The following is a 19,274-nucleotide window of genomic DNA, read 5'->3' as shown; positions in this document are numbered from 1 at the left end:
GGCCATGAGCTTTAACACAATCATCGACTGGAATAACTGTAGCGACGCACAGAAGCGCGAGCTGCTGATGCGCCCGGCGATTTCCGCCTCAGAAAGCATCTCACGCACCGTGGCGGAGATCCTGGATAACGTCAAAGCCCGCGGCGATGACGCGCTGCGTGAATACAGCGCGAAGTTTGATAAGACGGAAGTCGGTGCATTACAGGTTACCGAGCAGGAAATCATTGATGCCAGCAATCGTCTGGGTGACGACATCAAGCAGGCCATGGCTGTTGCGGTGAAAAACATTGATACCTTCCACAACGCGCAAAAGCTGCAGACCGTGGATGTCGAAACCCTACCCGGCGTGCGTTGTCAGCAGGTAACGCGCCCGGTTGCGTCCGTCGGCCTCTATATTCCCGGCGGCTCTGCGCCGCTTTTCTCCACCGTACTGATGCTGGCGACTCCCGCGCGGATTGCCGGGTGTCAGAAAGTGGTGCTGTGCTCGCCGCCACCGATTGCCGACGAGATCCTCTACGCGGCGAAGCTGTGCGGCGTGCAGGCGGTCTATAAAGTGGGTGGGGCGCAGGCGATTTCGGCCCTGGCGTTCGGCACGGAATCCATTCCGAAGGTCGACAAAATTTTTGGTCCGGGCAATGCGTATGTAACCGAAGCCAAGCGCCAGGTCAGCCAGCGTCTGGACGGCGCGGCCATCGATATGCCTGCCGGTCCGTCTGAGGTGCTGGTGATTGCTGACAGCGGCGCAACGCCGGACTTCGTCGCCTCCGACCTGCTTTCTCAGGCGGAACACGGTCCGGACTCGCAGGTCATCCTGCTGACGCCGGATGCCGATATGGCGAAACGCGTGGGCGAAGCCGTGGAGCGTCAGCTTGCCGACCTGCCCCGCGCCGACACGGCACGCCAGGCGCTAGCGGCCAGCCGCCTGATTGTGGCGCGCGACATTGACCAGTGTATTACCATCTCCAACCAGTACGGCCCGGAACACCTGATCATTCAGACCCGCAACGCGCGCGACCTGGTTGACAGCATTACCAGCGCGGGCTCGGTGTTCCTCGGCGACTGGTCACCGGAGTCCGCGGGCGATTACGCCTCCGGCACCAACCACGTGCTGCCTACGTATGGCTACACCTCTACCTGTTCGAGCCTGGGCCTGGCGGATTTCCAGAAACGCATGACCGTGCAGGAGCTCTCCCGCGAAGGTTTTGCGTCACTGGCGTCTACTATTGAAACCCTGGCCGCCGCCGAGCGGCTGACCGCCCACAAAAATGCCGTTACGCTGCGCGTTGCAGCCCTGAAGGAGCAAGCATGAACATTGAAGAGTTAGCCCGCGAAAATGTCCGTCGCCTGACGCCTTATCAGTCCGCGCGTCGTCTGGGAGGCAAAGGAGATGTCTGGCTGAACGCCAACGAATTCCCGACGGCGGTGCAGTTTGAGCTGTCGCAGCAAACGCTGAACCGCTATCCGGAGTGTCAGCCGAAGGCCGTGATTGAAAACTACGCGCAGTATGCTGGCGTGAAGCCGGAGCAGGTGCTGGTCAGTCGCGGCGCTGATGAGGGCATTGAACTACTGATCCGCGCCTTCTGCGAACCGGGCAAAGACGCGGTGATGTACTGCCAGCCGACCTACGGTATGTACAGCGTCAGCGCGGAAACCTTCGGCGTGGCGTGCCGCAACGTGCAGGCGCTGGAGAACTGGCAGCTGGATCTGCAGGGCATTGCCGACAATCTCGATGGCGTAAAAGTTGTCTTTGTCTGTAGCCCGAACAACCCGACCGGACAGATTATCAACCCGCAGGATATTCGCACCCTGCTGGAGATGACGCGCGGTAAAGCGCTGGTGGTTGCCGACGAAGCCTACATCGAGTTCTGCCCGCAGGCGACGCTGGCTGGCTGGCTGGAAGAGTATCCGCACCTGGTCGTGCTGCGTACGCTGTCAAAAGCCTTTGCCCTTGCGGGTCTGCGCTGCGGATTCACCCTGGCGAATAAAGAGGTCATCGACCTGCTGCTGAAAGTGATCGCCCCGTACCCGCTCTCGACGCCGGTTGCCGATATTGCGGCACAAGCGCTGACGCCACAGGGGATCAACGCGATGCGCGAGCGCGTGGCGCAAATCCTGGAGGAACGTCAGTATCTGGTGACCGCCCTGAAGGATATCCCTTGCGTGGAGCAGGTATTCGACTCGGAAACTAACTACATCCTGGTGCGCTTCACCGCATCGAGTGCCGTATTTAAATCTTTATGGGATCAGGGCATTATCTTACGAGACCAGAATAAACAACCTTCCCTGAGCGGGTGCCTACGCATTACCGTAGGCACACATGCAGAGAGCCAGCGCGTGATTGACGCCCTGAAAGCGGAGAAAGTATGACCCAGAAGATCCTTTTCATCGATCGTGACGGCACCCTTATTTCGGAGCCACCAGCCGATTTTCAGGTCGACCGATTCGACAAGCTGGCTTTTGAGCCGGACGTGATCCCGGTTCTGCTCAAGCTGCAAAAAGCATGCTTTAAGCTGGTAATGATCACCAACCAGGATGGTCTGGGTACCGACAGCTTCCCGCAGGCAGACTTTGACGGCCCGCATAATCTGATGATGCAGGTGCTGACCTCTCAGGGCGTGGTATTTGATGAAGTGCTGATTTGCCCGCACATGCCGGCCGACGAGTGCGACTGCCGTAAGCCAAAGGTGAAGCTGGTAGAGCGCTATCTGGCTGAAGATGCGCTGGATAAAACCAACAGCTATGTTATCGGCGATCGCATCACCGATATTACGCTGGCGGAAAACATGGGCATCGCGGGGCTGCGCTACGACCGTTACAACCTTAACTGGGTGAAGATTGGCGAGCAGCTGACAAAACGCGACCGCTATTCCCACGTTGAGCGCAACACCAAAGAGACGCAGATTGATGTGAAGGTCTGGCTGGACCGTGAAGGCGGCAGCAAGATCCACACCGGCGTCGGTTTCTTCGACCACATGCTGGACCAGATTGCCACCCACGGCGGTTTCCGCATGGAAATTACGGTAAAAGGCGATCTCTATATAGACGATCACCACACCGTAGAAGATACCGGCCTGGCGCTGGGTGAAGCCCTGAAGCTGGCGCTCGGCGACAAGCGCGGCATTAACCGTTTCGGCTTTGTCCTGCCGATGGATGAGTGTCTGGCGCGCTGCGCGATGGACATCTCCGGCCGTCCGCACTTGGAATACAAAGCTGATTTCACCTACCAGCGCGTGGGCGATCTGAGCACCGAAATGGTGGAGCACTTCTTCCGCTCACTGTCCTACACCATGGGCCTGACGCTGCACCTGAAGACCAAGGGCAAGAACGACCACCACCGCGTGGAGAGCCTCTTCAAAGCCTTTGGCCGTACCCTTCGTCAGGCAATTCGCGTAGAAGGTGACACCCTTCCCTCGTCGAAAGGAGTGCTGTAATGAACGTGGTCATTCTGGATACCGGATGCGCCAACCTGAACTCCGTCAAATCGGCGATTGCGCGCCACGGCTATGAGCCGGCGGTGAGCCGTGACCCGGACGTGGTGCTGCGCGCCGACAAACTCTTTTTACCGGGCGTGGGCACCGCGCAGGCGGCGATGGATCAGATTCGCGAACGCGAGCTGGTCGACCTGATCAAAGCCTGTACCCAGCCGGTGCTGGGCATTTGTCTGGGCATGCAGATCCTGGGCCGCCGCAGCGAAGAGAGCAACGGCGTCGACCTGCTGGGCATTATTGATGAAGACGTGCCGAAAATGACCGATCGCGGCCTGCCTCTGCCGCATATGGGCTGGAACCGCGTTTACGCCAAAGCGGGCGACCGGCTGTTTCGCGGCATCGAAGACGGCGCGTATTTTTACTTCGTGCACAGCTACGCCATGCCGGTGAACGTGAATACGATCGCTCAGTGCACCTACGGCGAGGCGTTCACGGCGGCCGTACAGAAAGACAATTTCTTCGGCGTGCAGTTTCACCCGGAGCGCTCTGGCGCCGCAGGCGCGCAGCTGCTGAAAAACTTCCTGGAGATGTGATGATTATTCCCGCATTAGATTTAATTGACGGTACGGTTGTCCGTCTGCATCAGGGCGATTACGGCCAGCAGCGCGACTACGGAAACGACCCGCTGCCGCGTCTGCAGGATTATGCCGCTCAGGGTGCGCAGGTACTGCACCTGGTGGATTTAACGGGCGCGAAAGACCCGGCGAAACGCCAGATCCCGCTGCTTAAACAACTTGTTGCGGGTGTTGATGTGCCCGTCCAGGTCGGCGGCGGCGTGCGTACGGAAGATGACGTTGCGGCACTGCTGGACGCTGGCGTGGCCCGCGTAGTGGTGGGTTCAACCGCCGTGAAAGATCCTGAGGCCGTGAAAGGCTGGTTCCGCCGCTTTGGCGCCGATGCCCTGGTCCTGGCGCTGGACGTTCGTATTGATGAACAGGGTAACAAGCAGGTGGCCGTTAGCGGTTGGCAGGAAAACTCCGGCGTAACGCTGGAAGAGCTGGTCGATATTTATCTTCCCGTCGGCCTGAAGCACGTGCTGTGCACGGATATCTCCCGCGATGGCACGCTGGCCGGTTCTAACGTTTCGCTGTACGAAGAGGTCTGTGCGCGTTATCCGCAGGTGGCATTCCAGTCTTCTGGCGGTATCGGTGATATTGGCGACGTGGCCGCGCTGCGCGGTACCGGTGTGCAGGGCGTGATTGTGGGACGGGCCTTACTGGAAGGCAAATTTACGGTGACGGAGGCGATTCAATGCTGGCAAAACGGATAATCCCTTGCCTGGACGTGCGTGACGGCCAGGTGGTGAAAGGCGTGCAGTTCCGCAACCACGAGATCATTGGCGACATCGTTCCGCTGGCAAAACGCTATGCCGATGAAGGCGCCGACGAGCTGGTCTTTTATGATATCACCGCTTCCAGCGATGGCCGCGTGGTCGACAAAAGCTGGGTGGCACGCGTGGCGGAAGTGATCGACATTCCATTCTGCGTGGCGGGCGGGATTAAGTCCGCTGACGACGCCGCCAAAATTCTCTCCTTTGGCGCCGATAAGATTTCTATCAACTCCCCTGCCCTGGCCGACCCGGAGCTCATTACCCGCCTTGCAGATCGTTTTGGCGTGCAGTGCATTGTGGTTGGGATCGACACCTGGTATGACGCCGCAACGGGCAAGTACCACGTAAACCAGTACACCGGGGATGAAAGCCGCACGCGCGTGACGCAGTGGGAAACGCTCGACTGGGTGCAGGAAGTGCAGAAGCGCGGCGCAGGTGAGATTGTGCTGAACATGATGAACCAGGACGGCGTGCGTAACGGTTACGATCTCGAGCAGCTGAAGAAAGTTCGCGCGGTGTGCCACGTTCCGCTGATTGCCTCCGGCGGCGCGGGCACCATGGAACACTTCCTGGAAGCCTTCCGCGATGCGAACGTCGACGGCGCGCTGGCCGCGTCCGTGTTCCACAAACAGATTATTAATATTGGCGAGTTAAAAACGTACCTGGCCGACCAGGGCGTGGAGATCAGGGTATGTTAACAGAGCAACAACAGGCGCAGCTGGACTGGGAAAAAACTGACGGATTATTGCCGGTGGTTGTACAGCATGCCGTCTCAGGCGAAGTGCTGATGCTGGGATACATGAACCAGGACGCGCTGGCAAAAACAATCGACAGCGGCAAAGTGACGTTTTTCTCGCGCACGAAGCAGCGCCTGTGGACCAAAGGGGAAACCTCGGGGCACTTCCTGAACGTGGTCAGCATGACGCCAGACTGCGATAACGACACCCTCCTGGTGCTGGCCAATCCGATCGGACCAACCTGCCATAAGGGCACCAGCAGCTGCTTCGGCGAGGCGAGCCACCAGTGGCTGTTCCTGTATCAGCTTGAGCAACTCCTGGCGGAGCGTAAATCTGCGGATCCTGAGAGCTCCTATACCGCGAAGCTGTATGCCAGCGGGACTAAGCGTATTGCGCAGAAGGTGGGTGAAGAAGGCGTTGAGACGGCGCTGGCCGCGACCGTACACGACCGGGAAGAGTTGACGAATGAAGCGTCGGATTTGATGTATCACCTGCTGGTGCTGCTGCAGGATCAGGAACTGGATTTGACGGCGGTGATTGAGAATCTACGAAAGCGTCATAAATAAAAAAACCGGGGATTTTCCCCGGTTTTTTTTGATCTGCAAATCAGGCTTTTGGCTTATAGTTGCGTAATGCGTTACGCCCTAATACCACACCGGAACCAATCATTCCGCCCAGCAGCACGGCAAGGATCAGCACAATGGCTTTTTTCGGGCTGTCACGACGAACGGGCAGATCCGGTTTCATGACGTAACGGTAGACGTGTATTGTGTCCGGCTTTACGTTCAGGTTTTGGATGTCCAGCAGGTTTTGCCTGGTCTGATAGTATGCAGCAGAAAAGACCAGGGGACGAGAGGCTTCGTTTTCAATCATCGATTTCAGCCCTACGCTTCCCAGGAGGAACATTGTTTCCTGTGTCACATCCTGAGTTTGTTGAATCTGTGGCGAGGAGATTTTCGCCGCCTCAGCGTTTTTCAGCGCTTCGGTAATTTGTTTAATACGCAGGTCTTTCTGCTCCTGAGCGACCTTCTCCTGGTTTACCAGAGAATCGTTCAGGGTTTTAATCTGCTCTTTGATGCTGTTTTGCAGGTCAACCGTGAGCTCTTTGGAAGTTTGCTCATCAACCTGCTGGATATATTGCGCAAGCTGCTTCTGCGCCGCTTCTGCGGAAGTACTGGTATAGGAAACACTCAACGGGAGCGATTCCCCTTTAACAGCAGGCTCGATTGTCAGTTTTTCAGGTTCGTCCTGATTTTCCAGTGCCTGTGCCAATGCAGAGAAGGAAGAATTGAAACGACCAATAGCGCGTGTTTGAACATCAAGCATTGAGGGTGCAGCGCTACCGTAGAGGATATTCAACGCATTAGAATATGTTGCAATTTGAGCGACATCAGGTTGCGCAATAATTGCGCTTGAGGTCCACTTTTCTTTCGCGAAAGTAAGATAACCGACAGCAAGTGTAATAAAAACAACAACAAACGTTGCTATCATCCACTTCCCACGCCACAGCTGCAGCATTAAATCAAGTAAATCAATTTGCTCAGGGTCATTGCTTCGGATGACCTGGCTATTGTTGTTGTGCGTCATACATTCCCTAACAGATGAAAAAGGGCAAACATAATTGTGTTTTCATAGTTTATCTATTGCTGGGGATTTTTCTATAAGAATCCGATGAGTTATATCGGAAAGATGCGTTATGTAACTCACCCCCTTCGCGCTATCATAGTCACCATGTGATGCGTTATCGCATCTGTAAGCGTTGGGTATTTGAGGAAAGATATGAAATTTCTGGTAACGGGTGCAGCGGGTTTTATCGGTTCGAATGTCAGCAAACGCCTCATTGAGGGCGGTCATGAGGTTGTCGGTATTGATAACCTGAACGACTATTACGATGTTAATTTAAAGCTGGCACGTCTGGAACGGCTACAATCTGAGCGATTCACCTTCCACAAGATGGAATTAGCTGACCGGGAAGGTATGGCTGCGCTTTTCGCTGACGAGAAGTTCGATCGCGTTATTCACCTGGCCGCACAGGCAGGCGTACGCTACTCCCTGGAAAATCCGCATGCGTACGCCGATGCCAACCTTATTGGCCACCTCAACGTGCTGGAAGGCTGCCGCCATAACCACGTTCAGCATTTGCTGTATGCCTCATCCAGCTCCGTATATGGCCTCAACCGTAAGATGCCCTTCTCCACTGACGATTCCGTAGATCACCCGGTTTCACTCTATGCCGCGACCAAAAAAGCCAATGAGCTGATGTCGCACACCTATTCGCATCTCTACAACCTGCCGACCACCGGACTGCGCTTCTTTACCGTATACGGTCCGTGGGGACGCCCGGACATGGCGCTGTTTAAGTTTACTAAGGCGATGATTGAAGGCAAAAGCATCGATGTCTATAACTACGGCAAGATGAAGCGCGATTTCACCTACATCGATGATATCGCTGAAGCAATTATCCGCCTGCAGGATGTTATTCCCCATCCTGACGCAAACTGGACCGTCGAGACTGGCTCACCGGCAACCAGTTCAGCACCTTACCGCGTTTACAACATCGGTAACAGTTCGCCAGTAGAACTTATGGATTACATTACCGCGCTGGAAGACGCGCTGGGTAAAAAAGCGGAGAAAAACATGCTGCCTCTCCAGCCAGGGGACGTACTGGAAACCAGCGCAGATACTAAAGCGCTCTATGACGTGATCGGTTTCAAACCGCAAACCTCGGTTAAAGACGGCGTGAAGAACTTCGTTGACTGGTACCGCGAGTTTTATAAGGTCTGAAAATAAAAAACCCGGCAAATCAGCCGGGTTTTTTATTTTAACGTAATAGAATTAGTCGCTACCGAACAGATCGCGGGTATAGACTTTGTCAGCGACGTCAGCCAGCTCTTCGGCCATGCGGTTCGAGATGATGACATCCGCTTCCTTCTTAAAAGCATCCAGATCGCGGATCAGGCGGGAATTGAAGAACTGATCTTCCTGCATGGCCGGTTCATAAATAATAACCTCAACGCCTTTCGCCTTGATGCGCTTCATGATCCCCTGAATGGAAGAGGCGCGGAAGTTATCGGAACCGCTCTTCATGATCAGACGGTACACGCCGACCACTTTCGGCTGGCGCGCAAGAATAGAATCGGAGATGAAATCTTTACGCGTCCGGTTAGCGTCAACAATCGCCGATATCAGGTTATTCGGCACAGCCTGGTAGTTTGCCAGCAGCTGCTTGGTATCTTTTGGCAGGCAATAGCCACCGTAGCCAAATGACGGGTTGTTATAGTGGTTGCCAATACGCGGGTCGAGGCAAACCCCTTCAATAATCTGGCGGGTGTTCAGCCCAAGACTTTCTGCGTAGCTGTCGAGCTCATTGAAGTACGCGACTCGCATTGCCAGATAGGTGTTTGCGAAAAGCTTAATCGCCTCCGCTTCGGTGGAGTCCGTAAACAGCACCGGAATATCTTTCTTCACTGCGCCTTCCTGCAGCAGTGCGGCAAAGCGTTCAGCGCGCTCAGAACGTTCGCCAATAACGATACGGGAAGGATGCAGGTTATCGTAAAGCGCTCTCCCCTCACGCAGGAACTCTGGCGAGAAGAAGATATTATCAATACCAAACTTTTCTTTGATGGATTTGGTAAAGCCGACAGGAATGGTCGATTTAATAACCATCACCGCATCAGGATTAATCGCAATAACATCTTTGATAACCGCTTCTACGGTTGAGGTGTTGAAGTAATTGGTTTTTGGATCGTAGTCAGTAGGCGTCGCAATGATGACGTAATCCGCATCGCGGTATGCATCTTCTTTATCTGTCGTGGCGCGGAAATTCAGCGGTTTGTTGCTGAGATAGTCCTGGATTTCTTTGTCGACAATCGGCGATTTCTTCTGATTGAGCATATCCACTTTGGCCTGCACGATATCCAGCGCAACCACTTCATGGTTCTGAGCAATCAGAATGCCGTTAGAAAGACCGACATACCCTGTTCCGGAAATTGTTATTTTCATTCGCTAATGACTTCTTTTAGTTAACTGTATTGATGGCCGGCAGACCATCGCGATAAACATAACTGTTGGGCTTTGTACCTCCTGGCAAACAGCACTGTCAAGGCAAACCAGGAGTAATCACAACGAGGGGGATGAGATTCAGACTACTTCGAATAATGCGCGGCATTTTTTGCATAAAAAAACCCGGAGACAGGCTCCGGGTTTGATGAAAGCGAGTAAGTTAACTTATTCCATCCATTCGGTGTGGAACACGCCTTCTTTATCCGTGCGCTTGTAAGTATGCGCGCCGAAATAGTCACGCTGTGCCTGAATCAGGTTGGCAGGCAGAACGGCAGCGCGGTAGCTATCGTAATACGCCACCGCAGCGGAGAAGGTTGGAACCGGGATACCGTTCTGTACAGCGTAGGCAACCACGTCACGCAGCGCCTGCTGGTACTCGTCTGCAATCTTCTTAAAGTACGGTGCCAGCAGAAGGTTAGCGATACCTGCGTTTTCAGCATAGGCATCGGTGATTTTCTGCAGGAACTGCGCACGAATGATGCAACCCGCGCGGAAGATCTTCGCGATCTCGCCGTAGTTCAGGTCCCAGTTATTCTCGTCAGACGCCGCACGCAGCTGTGAGAAGCCCTGGGCGTAGGAGACGATTTTACCCAGGTACAGGGCGCGACGAACTTTCTCGACGAACTCAGCTTTGTCACCGGCTGGTTTAGCCTGTGGGCCTGACAGCACTTTAGAAGCCGCAACGCGCTGCTCTTTCAGAGAAGAGATATAACGCGCAAAGACGGATTCGGTGATCAGAGACAGCGGCTCGCCCAGATCCAGAGAGCTCTGGCTGGTCCATTTACCGGTACCTTTGTTCGCTGCTTCATCCAGGATCACATCAACCAGGTATTTACCTTCTTCATCTTTCTTCGTGAAGATATCTTTGGTGATGTCGATCAGGTAGCTGTTCAGCTCGCCTTTATTCCACTCGGTAAAGGTTTCAGCCAGCTCTTCGTTAGAGAGATTCAGGCCGCCTTTCAGCAGGGAGTATGCTTCTGCAATCAGCTGCATATCGCCGTATTCGATGCCGTTGTGCACCATTTTGACATAGTGACCCGCACCGTCCGGACCGATATAGGTCACACACGGCTCGCCATCTTCAGCAACAGCAGCGATTTTGGTCAGAATAGGCGCTACCAGTTCGTATGCTTCTTTCTGGCCGCCAGGCATGATAGATGGGCCTTTCAGCGCGCCCTCTTCACCGCCGGAAACGCCGGTACCGATGAAGTTGAAGCCTTCAGCGGACAATTCACGGTTACGGCGAATGGTGTCCTGGAAGAAGGTGTTACCACCATCAATGATGATGTCGCCTTTTTCGAGGTAAGGCTTCAGGGAGTCAATAGCTGCATCGGTACCTGCGCCCGCTTTCACCATTAGCAGGATTCGACGAGGCGTTTCCAGAGACTCAACAAATTCTTTTACCGTATAGAAAGGAACGAGTTTCTTGCCTGGGTTTTCGGCAATCACTTCTTCAGTCTTATCACGGGAGCGGTTGAAAACGGAGACGGTATAACCACGGCTTTCGATGTTGAGCGCCAGGTTGCGCCCCATCACTGCCATACCGACAACGCCGATCTGTTGCTTGGACATTACATACTCCTGTCAGGTGTGGTCACCGCGACTTATGCGCGGCTTGGAATGTTTTTGTTGATGTTAACTCAGGAAGAGATGCGATGAATAGCAGATATTGCTTTATAAGATTTTTGAACAAATTATAACAACTATCGGTTCCGGAGCATCCAAACCATAAAAGATTAGTCGATATAGCGAAGTATTTTGGCAGGATTTCCTGCAACTACAGCGTTTTGAGGTACGTCTTTAGTGACTACACTACCTGCACCTACCAAGCAATTTTCACCTAGGGTAATCCCGGGAAGGATAGTAGCATTAGCTCCAATCGAAGCACCCTTCTTAATGACTGTGGTTAAAAAGGAATCAGGGTAAACTTTAGATTTCGGGTAAAGATCGTTTGCGAATGAAACGCATGGGCCGATAAAAACATCATCCTCAACTCTGAGTCCATCCCATAAATAAACTCCCGACTTTATAGTAACTCTATCACCGAGGATAACATCACCTTCAATTAAAGTGTGTGCGCAGATATTACAATCATCGCCAATTTGGGCACCTTGCAAGATAACTGAATATTGCCAAACACGTGTATTCTTTCCTATTTTGTTGCTTTTAACATTGCTAAGCTCGTGTATAAACATTTCACCCTCTCATAATTCAGCAATAAAAGTCATGGCATGTATAAAAACAAAGATTGTCAAAACACTACTTTTGACAATCGATAGAGCCATATCTTTTTTTTATAAAATCCAAAAAGCCCCTTAGTGCATATTTCAGTCTAAGCGTTTTTTTATCAAAAAACAAAATCATCAATACTGGCTTGACAATTAATTTGATTAATTGAGAAAGCTTCCATGTTGATGGCACATACTTTCGGCCCATCATATATAGAATGTTACGGTACTGATAATAATGTCGTACAGGTGAACCGTATCCAGCGTTAATTGCCTTAACCCTGCCGTTGCCAAGCCTATGATTCAAAACAGCCTTTTTACAAAGAATTATATCAACACCAAGATTTGCAGCACGCCAACCCCATTCATAGTCAACGCAGTCAATAAAAAGCCGTTCTTCATGCAACCCAACAAGTTCAAAAATCTCATTACTTACCAGCGTTCCGGAACTAATGATATCTCGGTATACGTAAACATCCTCAAGCAGTTTTTTTCCAACATGAGATAAGCATCTACCATCTTCTGCAATCGCATCAGCGCAAATAACAGGCAACTTACCATATGCGTCAACATACGAAGCTCTCGATTTTAGTAATTCGAATAACATATTGCTTGATGGGATACTATCGTCATCAAGAAGAAGTAAATTGTCACATCCATAATCAATAGCAGACTGAATACCTACATTTTGCGCTTTTGCTATCCCGACGTTTCCTTTCATATCGATAAACTGAGCATTACATTCAGAACAAAGCTGATAAATTGCTTCTTTTTTATCCATACTAGTGGAATTATCTGAAACGAAATATTTTATACCGTCATCAACCAATGCGTTTAAAATTAGCTTTAAACGTTCCACATTTGAATTATAGGTTACGATCACTATGCCGGTAAGCATTTTTATTGGCACCTTTAAAAAGAGTAATTAAAACAAGAGACAAAAATAAAATAGCGTAAATATCTATCATATAGGCAATCCCAACTGAAGGATTGTAAATTATAGGAAGCGAGCGACAATATAAAGCCGATATGAAAGCAACAATTAAGGCAGATGAGTTATCACATTTCAACTTCCAGCTATTAATGATCCCGACAACATAACCAATAACAGCCGAAAAAACCACTCCACCTATATAACCAAAATAAGCATACCCAGCCAAATCGAAATGATTAGTTGGTCCACGCATCACTGGATCATTAGGATACCAGTATAACCAAATCTGTCTTCCTACGTCTAAGTTTGAAAAGTCGATATCAAAAACCTTAGCCATTACAGAGTTACCAAAAGTATTAGATAGTAACTGAAGCCAAGGATGATCAATAATAATTTTATCTATAACATGCTCAGTCAAGGATAGATAGTAAGCGTCTCCATTAGCCAGAATTCGCAATAAAAGAAGTTCAATTGCAACTGGCGCACCCGGTATATACTGTGAAGAGGTGTATCCTATCATAACTGATAGCTTTGATATAAAATACAAGGAAAATAATAGAAAGAGTATAGCAATTATAACTATCAGGAAAAGAGATTTTAAGTTGAACCTAAAAGTTTTTCTTGTGGTGATAAACCCAACAACACAAAGCACATATATTTGTTCTAAGAAGGCAAACTTTGCACCTGAGATAAGCGCTCCGATAATGGAAATAAACAACGCAGATATAAAATATCTTTTTTTATGGAAGCGAAGATAATAATAAAAGTACCAACCAGCCAAAATAACACGGAGCGCATCCATCAAGCGCACAATAATACCAAGTCCTCTATTTGCTTCAAAGCGAGAGGTGAAAAACATGGTAACTGAAATTTGTGATAAATAAAAAAGAAATAACACAATATAAACTATCGAAAGGAATTTAACCAGAAAAGCTTCCTGTTCTACGACAGAAATACTGAGTCTGTTAAAAAGAGATTTTTTATATTTCACTGTCGTACTTGAAGAACAGTAAAACATAATAAAAAAAACAGAACCACTTAAGAGTAGATAACTAAAGTAATAAACATCCACATAACCATGAACAAACAATATTAAAATTATTGCATACCCTGTACCATAAGTAAATGCATAAAAGAAATGGAATGGATCCATAATGTTTTTTACTTTTCTGTTAGACAATAAGAAGAGAAAAAAACAGATTAACAAAGCATATGTTATATACTCAATGTAATTGCTAAATAAGAACTCAAAGAAAACATAATCTCTCATTTTCGCTTCCTATGAACCCACTGTATAACTTCAGCACAAATATAAAAGATGGTAGAAAACAAAATTTTTTGTCTAAGAATTTTCTTTGCTATATACTTTGCTGTTTTATAATCACCAGACTTTACTGCTAAAAGTACATAAAAAGCATATTGCCTGGATATAGCTGTGTTATACAACTCCGAAGGAGCTAATTTTTTGATAGCCTTCTCGACCATATCTAGCTGCTTTGTAAAATTTTTGTATGCATTAGAGTCATGCTGACGATATTTAGAGACTATCAAACCTTTTCGAAAAAGAAATTCATTTTTTGATAGTGAGAAAGACTGAAATAATTTTACAAACATAGGATAATCGTCCCAAACTAAGGTCTTATCCCATCCCCCCACATCCTTTAGCGCTTGAGTTCTAAAGATCGTAGCTTGCAGCAATAAAGGTTTAGGAAAATTAGTAAAGATTTTCTTTCTCAATGACGCATCATCACCAGAGAAAAAAACATCATGTTGTTTTTTATAAACAAACTCTGTTGATTTTTGACCAGTGTAAAATACCCAAGCATTCCCCATGGCAAATTGAGCGCTATCATTATTGCATAGCTCATCATATAATAATTTAAAACCTTCAGATTCAACGAGATCATCTGACGCTATGAAATAAACAAACTCAGAATTTGCCATTTCTAATCCTGAATTAAGTGAGTCGACTAAACCACGGTTTATCTCTTTTGCAACTATTTTTGTATACATACTTGCATCATGTTTACTCACAATATTTCTTATGACATCTAGAGAAGAATCTTTTGAACAATCATCAATTACAATGACCTCCTTTGGAATATTTAACTGATAAACTGATTCCAAAGTCTCAGCAATATATTTCTCATGATTGTATGACAAAATAACAATTGATATCACGATAACTCCAGAATAACTCATTCAATAATATTTACTTAAGCAAAATCACTCGCTTTAAGTTAAAGAAAACAAAAAGAAAGTAAAAGCTATAATTCACAGCATAGGCAATATTCGCTCCGGAAACTCCGTGCTTATTTATAAAGAAAATGCTTAATAATACCCATGTAATCCCGAAGAAGATCTCAGTACCTATGAAGTACTTAGTAGCTTTCTTAGCCAACATTGGATATGCATACAACCAACTGATAACCTTGATAACATCACCTATCAACTGTATAGCAAACAAATCTCTTGCAGCCATAAACTCCGAAGTAAAAAGCAGTTTAATTATATAGTCTCGAAGTAAATATATGCATAGTGCGGCAAAAATTATTACAGGCAGTATAACAACGAAAACAGAATTAATTTCTTTTTTTATTTCCGCCACACTACTCAATGAAGCCAACTTTGGTAGGTAATAAACGGACAAAGCCATAGTGAGAACCCCTAAATATACTTCAGAGATTTTCCATACGGCTTGCCATTGCCCTGCAGAATCCCATCCTGCATGTTCTACAAGAGAGTTTCTTATAAAAATCAATGCTATTGGTATAACAATAGAACTTACGGCTGTCATCAAAACAAATTCAAGTATATTCCTATTGGCTTGAGAATCTGTGCGCCCAATCCAATAGGAGAATTTCATCCATGTTTGTCTTGAGTTAATAGCAAATGTAATCAACCCTATAAACACATACTGCATTGAGGCAGCAACCAGAGCCCCTTTAATCCCCCATAACACAATCATAACCGAGATAATCCCCCCGGATATTAGTGCTGAAAGAACCCCGCTAATGATGTAATACCTAAAATTTTGCAACCCATTAAGAACTGAAGAAATCGCCGTTCCAAAAGAAGTTATAGGTAATGTTAAGATAGTAATTATAACAAGCCACTGATATTGCGCATCATGGAAGACCCAGTCGGCAATATCACTTGAAAAGAATATAAGAAATGGAGTAAAACACAATGTTATAAGGAATATATAATAAGTTGAAGCTCGCCACCACGGCGAGCACTTTTCATAACTTTCCCGGTTTTCAGCAGTATATTTTACTATACCTGTAGCTGTAGGAGCATTTGCTATTCCATTTACCCCAGTTACTAGACTCTGCAGTTGCCCGAGCAATGCCATTCCTGAAGGACCAGTATATATCGCAATTAATTTTGCAATAATAAACCCGATCCCAATCTTAACTAATGTCATCGCACCGGACATAACCGTTATGCCCAACAACTTTTTCATTCAATATAACCATTCAAAATTTCAACGATATATTTTACATTATCATCACTAAGTGTTGAATCTAAAGGTATCGATAAAACTTCTCTATGCATAGCTTCTGTTATTGGTAAACTTAAGGTATTCCATGAAGAATATGCTTGTTGTTTATGCGGTGGGATTGGATAATGTATAAGCGTCTGAATACGATGGTGACTTAAATACTCTTGGAGCTTGGTTCTATTTTTAGCTCGAATAACAAACAAATGCCAAACGTGACCACTCTCGCTACCAGAAGAAATTTCAGGGAGAGTAATATAGCGATTCACAATAGAAGTGCGGTATATTTTAGAGATTTTTTGTCGCGCAAATGTTTCATCATCTAGATGTCGCAATTTGACTCTTAGCATTGCTGCCTGGATTTCATCCAGACGACTGTTCACGCCCTCATATATATTCTGATATTTCTTATGAGAACCATAGTTACGCAATGCTTTAACAACATCATAAAACTCGCTATCGTTTGTAGTTATTGCACCAGCATCACCCAAAGCACCTAAATTCTTGCCCGGGTAAAAACTAAAGCCTGCAGCATGCCCCCAATTACCTGCATTGCGGCCAGAAATAGAAGCTCCATGTGATTGTGCGCAGTCCTCAAGAACCAATAGCCCATGCTCTTGAGCAATATTCATAATCTCATCCATAGGGCTTAATTGCCCATATAGATGCACTGGAAGGATAGCTTTAGTCCTTGGTGAGATAGCCTTTTTTATATTCTCGATAGAAAGATTGAAACTTAGTTCAGATGGTTCTACAAGAACGGGGACAAGATTATTTGCGGTAATAGCAAGTATAGATGCTATATATGTATTCGCCTGAACAATTACTTCATCTCCTTCACTTAGCTTACCCATTAATTTCCAGGCTTTTAGAGAAAGGGTTAGCGCGTCTAAACCGTTGGCAACGCCTAAACAATATTTTGAGCCAACATAAGTTGCGAATTCTGACTCAAAGTTACTCAGCTCCTCACCCATAATATACCAGCCGGATTCAATTACACGTGAGCATGCCTCTTGTAATTCAGATTGATATTTACTGTTAAGTTCTTTTAAATTCAAAAAATTGATCATTATAGCCTCTTAAATATCTGTCTTTGCGTTAGCGTGAATGATGAATGCATCATAGTCACGAATATAATCATTTTCGTCATAATGACTGTCAGCTAATACCATTAATACACAATCGCTAGAAAAATCATACATCTCACGCCAAATACATGACTCAATGAGAAGCCCCTGCGCTGGGTTGTCCAAAACAACCTCTATCCTCTCTGTTCCATCATCCAACAGAAAACGACAAGAACCTTTTACGGCGATCGCAACCTGTTTTAATTTTTTATGCGCATGAAAACCTCTACGAACACCTTCTTTAGTATCAAAGATGTAGTAAACTCTTTTAATACTAAAAGGGATATTATTCTCTTCTTCTAAGGCGACCAATGAACCACGATCATCACCATGCTTTTGAAGTGGGATAAAATTGATTTTCATTATTTACCTTGAACGTTTAAAGAAGCAAAGGTTGAACCGTTCTGATCTTTCTCAGAAATGATGTATTCCATTTTTGGCCATTCTATATTCAAGTCCTTATCATCCCATTTTATACAACGTTCATGTGCTGGAGAATAATAATCGGTAGTTTTATAAAGAAATTCTGCATGCTCACTTAAAGTTAAAAAACCGTGTGCAAATCCAGCTGGGATCCAAAGCTGCTTTTTATTCTCTTCTGATAAAATAACACCCACCCATTGCCCATATGTTGGAGATTCTTTGCGTATATCAACCGCTACATCAAAAACCTGCCCTGTAACGCATCTAACCAGTTTTCCCTGGGCAAAAGGTGCTTCTTGATAGTGCAAACCCCGTAAAACCCCTTTAGAAGATCTTGACTGATTATCTTGTTTAAAAGTGACGTTTGGATCTATATTTTCTTTGAAGTTTTTTTCGTTAAAACTCTCAAAGAAATAGCCTCTTTCATCATGAAACACTCGAGGTTCGATAATCAAAACACCACTGAGCGAAGTATTAGAAATTTTCATTATAGCCTCTATCAATATCAGTAACTCGCAGAGTGAGTCTCTATTTTCGTGTAATATTATATATTCGCTTAAGCGCCCATAATGGCAGTAATCGTGGAATGCTTCTCAAAATAAAATAGTAGTGAGACGATAAGATACTCTGAAAACCAGTCATTCTTTTCATTCGAGCAAGTTTATACTCACTTGAAACATACTTAAGTCCGCGTCGCCTGACCAACATATCAGCTCCGACTCTGACCAATACCAATGATTCGTCCAGGTTGCCCGCTCTGAATCCCCCCCCTAGTAACCGCAACCATAAATTATAATCTTCCATAAGATAATGGTGCTGGTATCCCCCAACAGACTGGACGCTGGATTTTTTGAAAATGACAGTCATATGGTTAAAAGGATTTTTATGTCTGGCGAATTTTTTAATTTCTTTATCAGTAAGAGGAACTTTTCTTTCTGATACTATATTGTTTTTATCACCTATAAACTCTCGGATACAACTTCCTGAAATATCAATATCAGGGTTTAGCTCCATAAATACAGATTGTAATTCAAAACGAGTTGGTTGGCATATATCATCCGTATCCATCCGCATGACATAATCATATGTACAATGTTTCATTCCTTCATTCAGCGCTTGTCCTAACCCAACGTTCTTTTTTAATGCGACGATCTTGATAGGTAATGACATTGACCATCTATCGACCACTGTGCATAATGCTTCGTTGATAGGCCCATCATAAACAAGAACGATTTCATCCGCTTTAACCGTTTGATTTGCCAGGCTGTCAAAACACTCTTCCAAATAGGAAGGTTTTTCCTTGTCATAGAGCGACATTAACACACTAAAATGCATATAATCCCCACACTTCCTCACTGCTGCTTAAATATAGTAATTCTGTCTAATTTAAAAATTCATTCACATGTTCATGTGAGAAATGTGACAGAGCAATACTACTTTATA

Annotated in this window: 20 protein-coding genes; 8 read left to right on the top strand and 12 right to left on the bottom strand. The window is 46.8% G+C overall.

Features of this window, described 5'->3' with window-relative positions; all coding sequences use genetic code 11:
• Positions 1-4: 4 nt before the first annotated feature.
• Genes hisD through hisIE form a run of 7 tightly spaced genes read left to right on the top strand, consistent with a single transcriptional unit; the run spans position 5 to position 6,121 of the window.
• Positions 5-1,309 carry a histidinol dehydrogenase gene (hisD, locus tag ACMWLG_RS04475; protein ID WP_045403243.1) on the top strand — a complete coding sequence of 435 codons (1,305 nt, stop codon included), beginning with the start codon at positions 5-7 and terminating at the stop codon, positions 1,307-1,309.
• Entirely contained in the window at positions 1,306-2,367 is a 1,062-nt protein-coding gene (gene hisC, locus ACMWLG_RS04470; protein ID WP_045356756.1) for a histidinol-phosphate transaminase, read from the top strand. The genes hisD and hisC overlap by 4 nt, the downstream gene beginning before the upstream one ends.
• Complete coding sequence (gene hisB, locus ACMWLG_RS04465) at positions 2,364-3,431, top strand: bifunctional histidinol-phosphatase/imidazoleglycerol-phosphate dehydratase HisB (protein WP_045620647.1); 1,068 nt, start codon at positions 2,364-2,366, stop codon at positions 3,429-3,431. The genes hisC and hisB overlap by 4 nt, the downstream gene beginning before the upstream one ends.
• The gene (gene hisH / locus ACMWLG_RS04460) at positions 3,431-4,021 is read left to right on the top strand and encodes an imidazole glycerol phosphate synthase subunit HisH (protein WP_023312368.1); all 591 of its coding nucleotides are present in this window, start codon (positions 3,431-3,433) and stop codon (positions 4,019-4,021) included. Before hisB ends, hisH begins: the two co-directional genes overlap by 1 nt.
• Positions 4,021-4,758, top strand: a complete 738-nt coding sequence (gene hisA, locus ACMWLG_RS04455) for a 1-(5-phosphoribosyl)-5-[(5-phosphoribosylamino)methylideneamino]imidazole-4-carboxamide isomerase (protein ID WP_045403084.1) — start codon at positions 4,021-4,023, stop codon at positions 4,756-4,758. Before hisH ends, hisA begins: the two co-directional genes overlap by 1 nt.
• The gene (hisF, locus tag ACMWLG_RS04450) at positions 4,740-5,516 is read left to right on the top strand and encodes an imidazole glycerol phosphate synthase subunit HisF (RefSeq protein WP_023330862.1); all 777 of its coding nucleotides are present in this window, start codon (positions 4,740-4,742) and stop codon (positions 5,514-5,516) included. The genes hisA and hisF overlap by 19 nt, the downstream gene beginning before the upstream one ends.
• Positions 5,510-6,121, top strand: a complete 612-nt coding sequence (gene hisIE, locus ACMWLG_RS04445; RefSeq protein WP_045403080.1) for a bifunctional phosphoribosyl-AMP cyclohydrolase/phosphoribosyl-ATP diphosphatase HisIE — start codon at positions 5,510-5,512, stop codon at positions 6,119-6,121. Before hisF ends, hisIE begins: the two co-directional genes overlap by 7 nt.
• 40 nt (positions 6,122-6,161) lie before the next feature.
• On the opposite strand, the gene wzzB is transcribed toward hisIE, so the two are convergent.
• The gene (gene wzzB / locus ACMWLG_RS04440; RefSeq protein WP_045403077.1) at positions 6,162-7,142 is read right to left on the bottom strand and encodes an LPS O-antigen chain length determinant protein WzzB; all 981 of its coding nucleotides are present in this window, start codon (positions 7,140-7,142) and stop codon (positions 6,162-6,164) included.
• 192 nt (positions 7,143-7,334) lie between these two features.
• Between wzzB and ACMWLG_RS04435 the strand changes: the two genes are divergently transcribed.
• Complete coding sequence (locus ACMWLG_RS04435; RefSeq protein ID WP_045403074.1) at positions 7,335-8,339, top strand: NAD-dependent epimerase; 1,005 nt, start codon at positions 7,335-7,337, stop codon at positions 8,337-8,339.
• A gap of 51 nt (positions 8,340-8,390) precedes the next feature.
• Here ACMWLG_RS04435 and ugd read toward each other — a convergent pair whose 3' ends face one another.
• From ugd to ACMWLG_RS04380, 11 genes are all read right to left on the bottom strand, one after another.
• Entirely contained in the window at positions 8,391-9,557 is a 1,167-nt protein-coding gene (gene ugd, locus ACMWLG_RS04430) for a UDP-glucose 6-dehydrogenase (protein ID WP_045403072.1), read from the bottom strand.
• Positions 9,558-9,782: 225 nt separating this feature from the next.
• Complete coding sequence (gene gndA / locus ACMWLG_RS04425) at positions 9,783-11,189, bottom strand: NADP-dependent phosphogluconate dehydrogenase (RefSeq protein ID WP_028013772.1); 1,407 nt, start codon at positions 11,187-11,189, stop codon at positions 9,783-9,785.
• Positions 11,190-11,353: 164 nt separating this feature from the next.
• Entirely contained in the window at positions 11,354-11,812 is a 459-nt protein-coding gene (locus ACMWLG_RS04420) for an acyltransferase (RefSeq protein ID WP_045620649.1), read from the bottom strand.
• Positions 11,813-11,876: 64 nt separating this feature from the next.
• Positions 11,877-12,743 (bottom strand): glycosyltransferase, encoded by an 867-nt coding sequence (locus tag ACMWLG_RS04415; RefSeq protein WP_045403068.1) that lies wholly within the window; start codon positions 12,741-12,743, stop codon positions 11,877-11,879.
• On the bottom strand, positions 12,712-13,932 hold the full coding sequence (locus ACMWLG_RS04410; RefSeq protein ID WP_045620651.1) for an O-antigen polymerase: 1,221 nt from the start codon (positions 13,930-13,932) through the stop codon (positions 12,712-12,714). The genes ACMWLG_RS04415 and ACMWLG_RS04410 overlap by 32 nt, the downstream gene beginning before the upstream one ends.
• 113 nt (positions 13,933-14,045) lie before the next feature.
• Positions 14,046-14,960, bottom strand: a complete 915-nt coding sequence (locus tag ACMWLG_RS04405) for a glycosyltransferase family A protein (RefSeq protein WP_052952358.1) — start codon at positions 14,958-14,960, stop codon at positions 14,046-14,048.
• A gap of 31 nt (positions 14,961-14,991) precedes the next feature.
• Positions 14,992-16,245, bottom strand: a complete 1,254-nt coding sequence (locus ACMWLG_RS04400) for an O-antigen translocase (RefSeq protein ID WP_045403060.1) — start codon at positions 16,243-16,245, stop codon at positions 14,992-14,994.
• Positions 16,242-17,351: a DegT/DnrJ/EryC1/StrS family aminotransferase gene (locus ACMWLG_RS04395; RefSeq protein WP_045620817.1), complete on the bottom strand. Its 1,110-nt coding sequence runs from the start codon at positions 17,349-17,351 to the stop codon at positions 16,242-16,244. The genes ACMWLG_RS04400 and ACMWLG_RS04395 overlap by 4 nt, the downstream gene beginning before the upstream one ends.
• Positions 17,352-17,360: 9 nt before the next feature.
• A complete protein-coding gene (locus ACMWLG_RS04390; RefSeq protein WP_045403056.1) occupies positions 17,361-17,771 on the bottom strand; it encodes a sugar 3,4-ketoisomerase in 411 nt (136 codons plus the stop codon).
• On the bottom strand, positions 17,771-18,319 hold the full coding sequence (gene rfbC, locus ACMWLG_RS04385) for a dTDP-4-dehydrorhamnose 3,5-epimerase (RefSeq protein ID WP_045403055.1): 549 nt from the start codon (positions 18,317-18,319) through the stop codon (positions 17,771-17,773). Before rfbC ends, ACMWLG_RS04390 begins: the two co-directional genes overlap by 1 nt.
• 40 nt (positions 18,320-18,359) lie before the next feature.
• Positions 18,360-19,166 carry a glycosyltransferase family 2 protein gene (locus tag ACMWLG_RS04380; RefSeq protein WP_045355508.1) on the bottom strand — a complete coding sequence of 269 codons (807 nt, stop codon included), beginning with the start codon at positions 19,164-19,166 and terminating at the stop codon, positions 18,360-18,362.
• Positions 19,167-19,274: the final 108 nt, after the last annotated feature.

This window comes from Enterobacter sp. 01-M-02-SI-ECC (genome assembly GCF_047530595.1).
In the GTDB taxonomy this organism is placed as follows: domain Bacteria; phylum Pseudomonadota; class Gammaproteobacteria; order Enterobacterales; family Enterobacteriaceae; genus Enterobacter; species Enterobacter cloacae_M.
The sequence above is the reverse complement of the archived record's forward strand: the minus strand, read 5'-3'. Positions and strand labels throughout refer to the sequence as shown.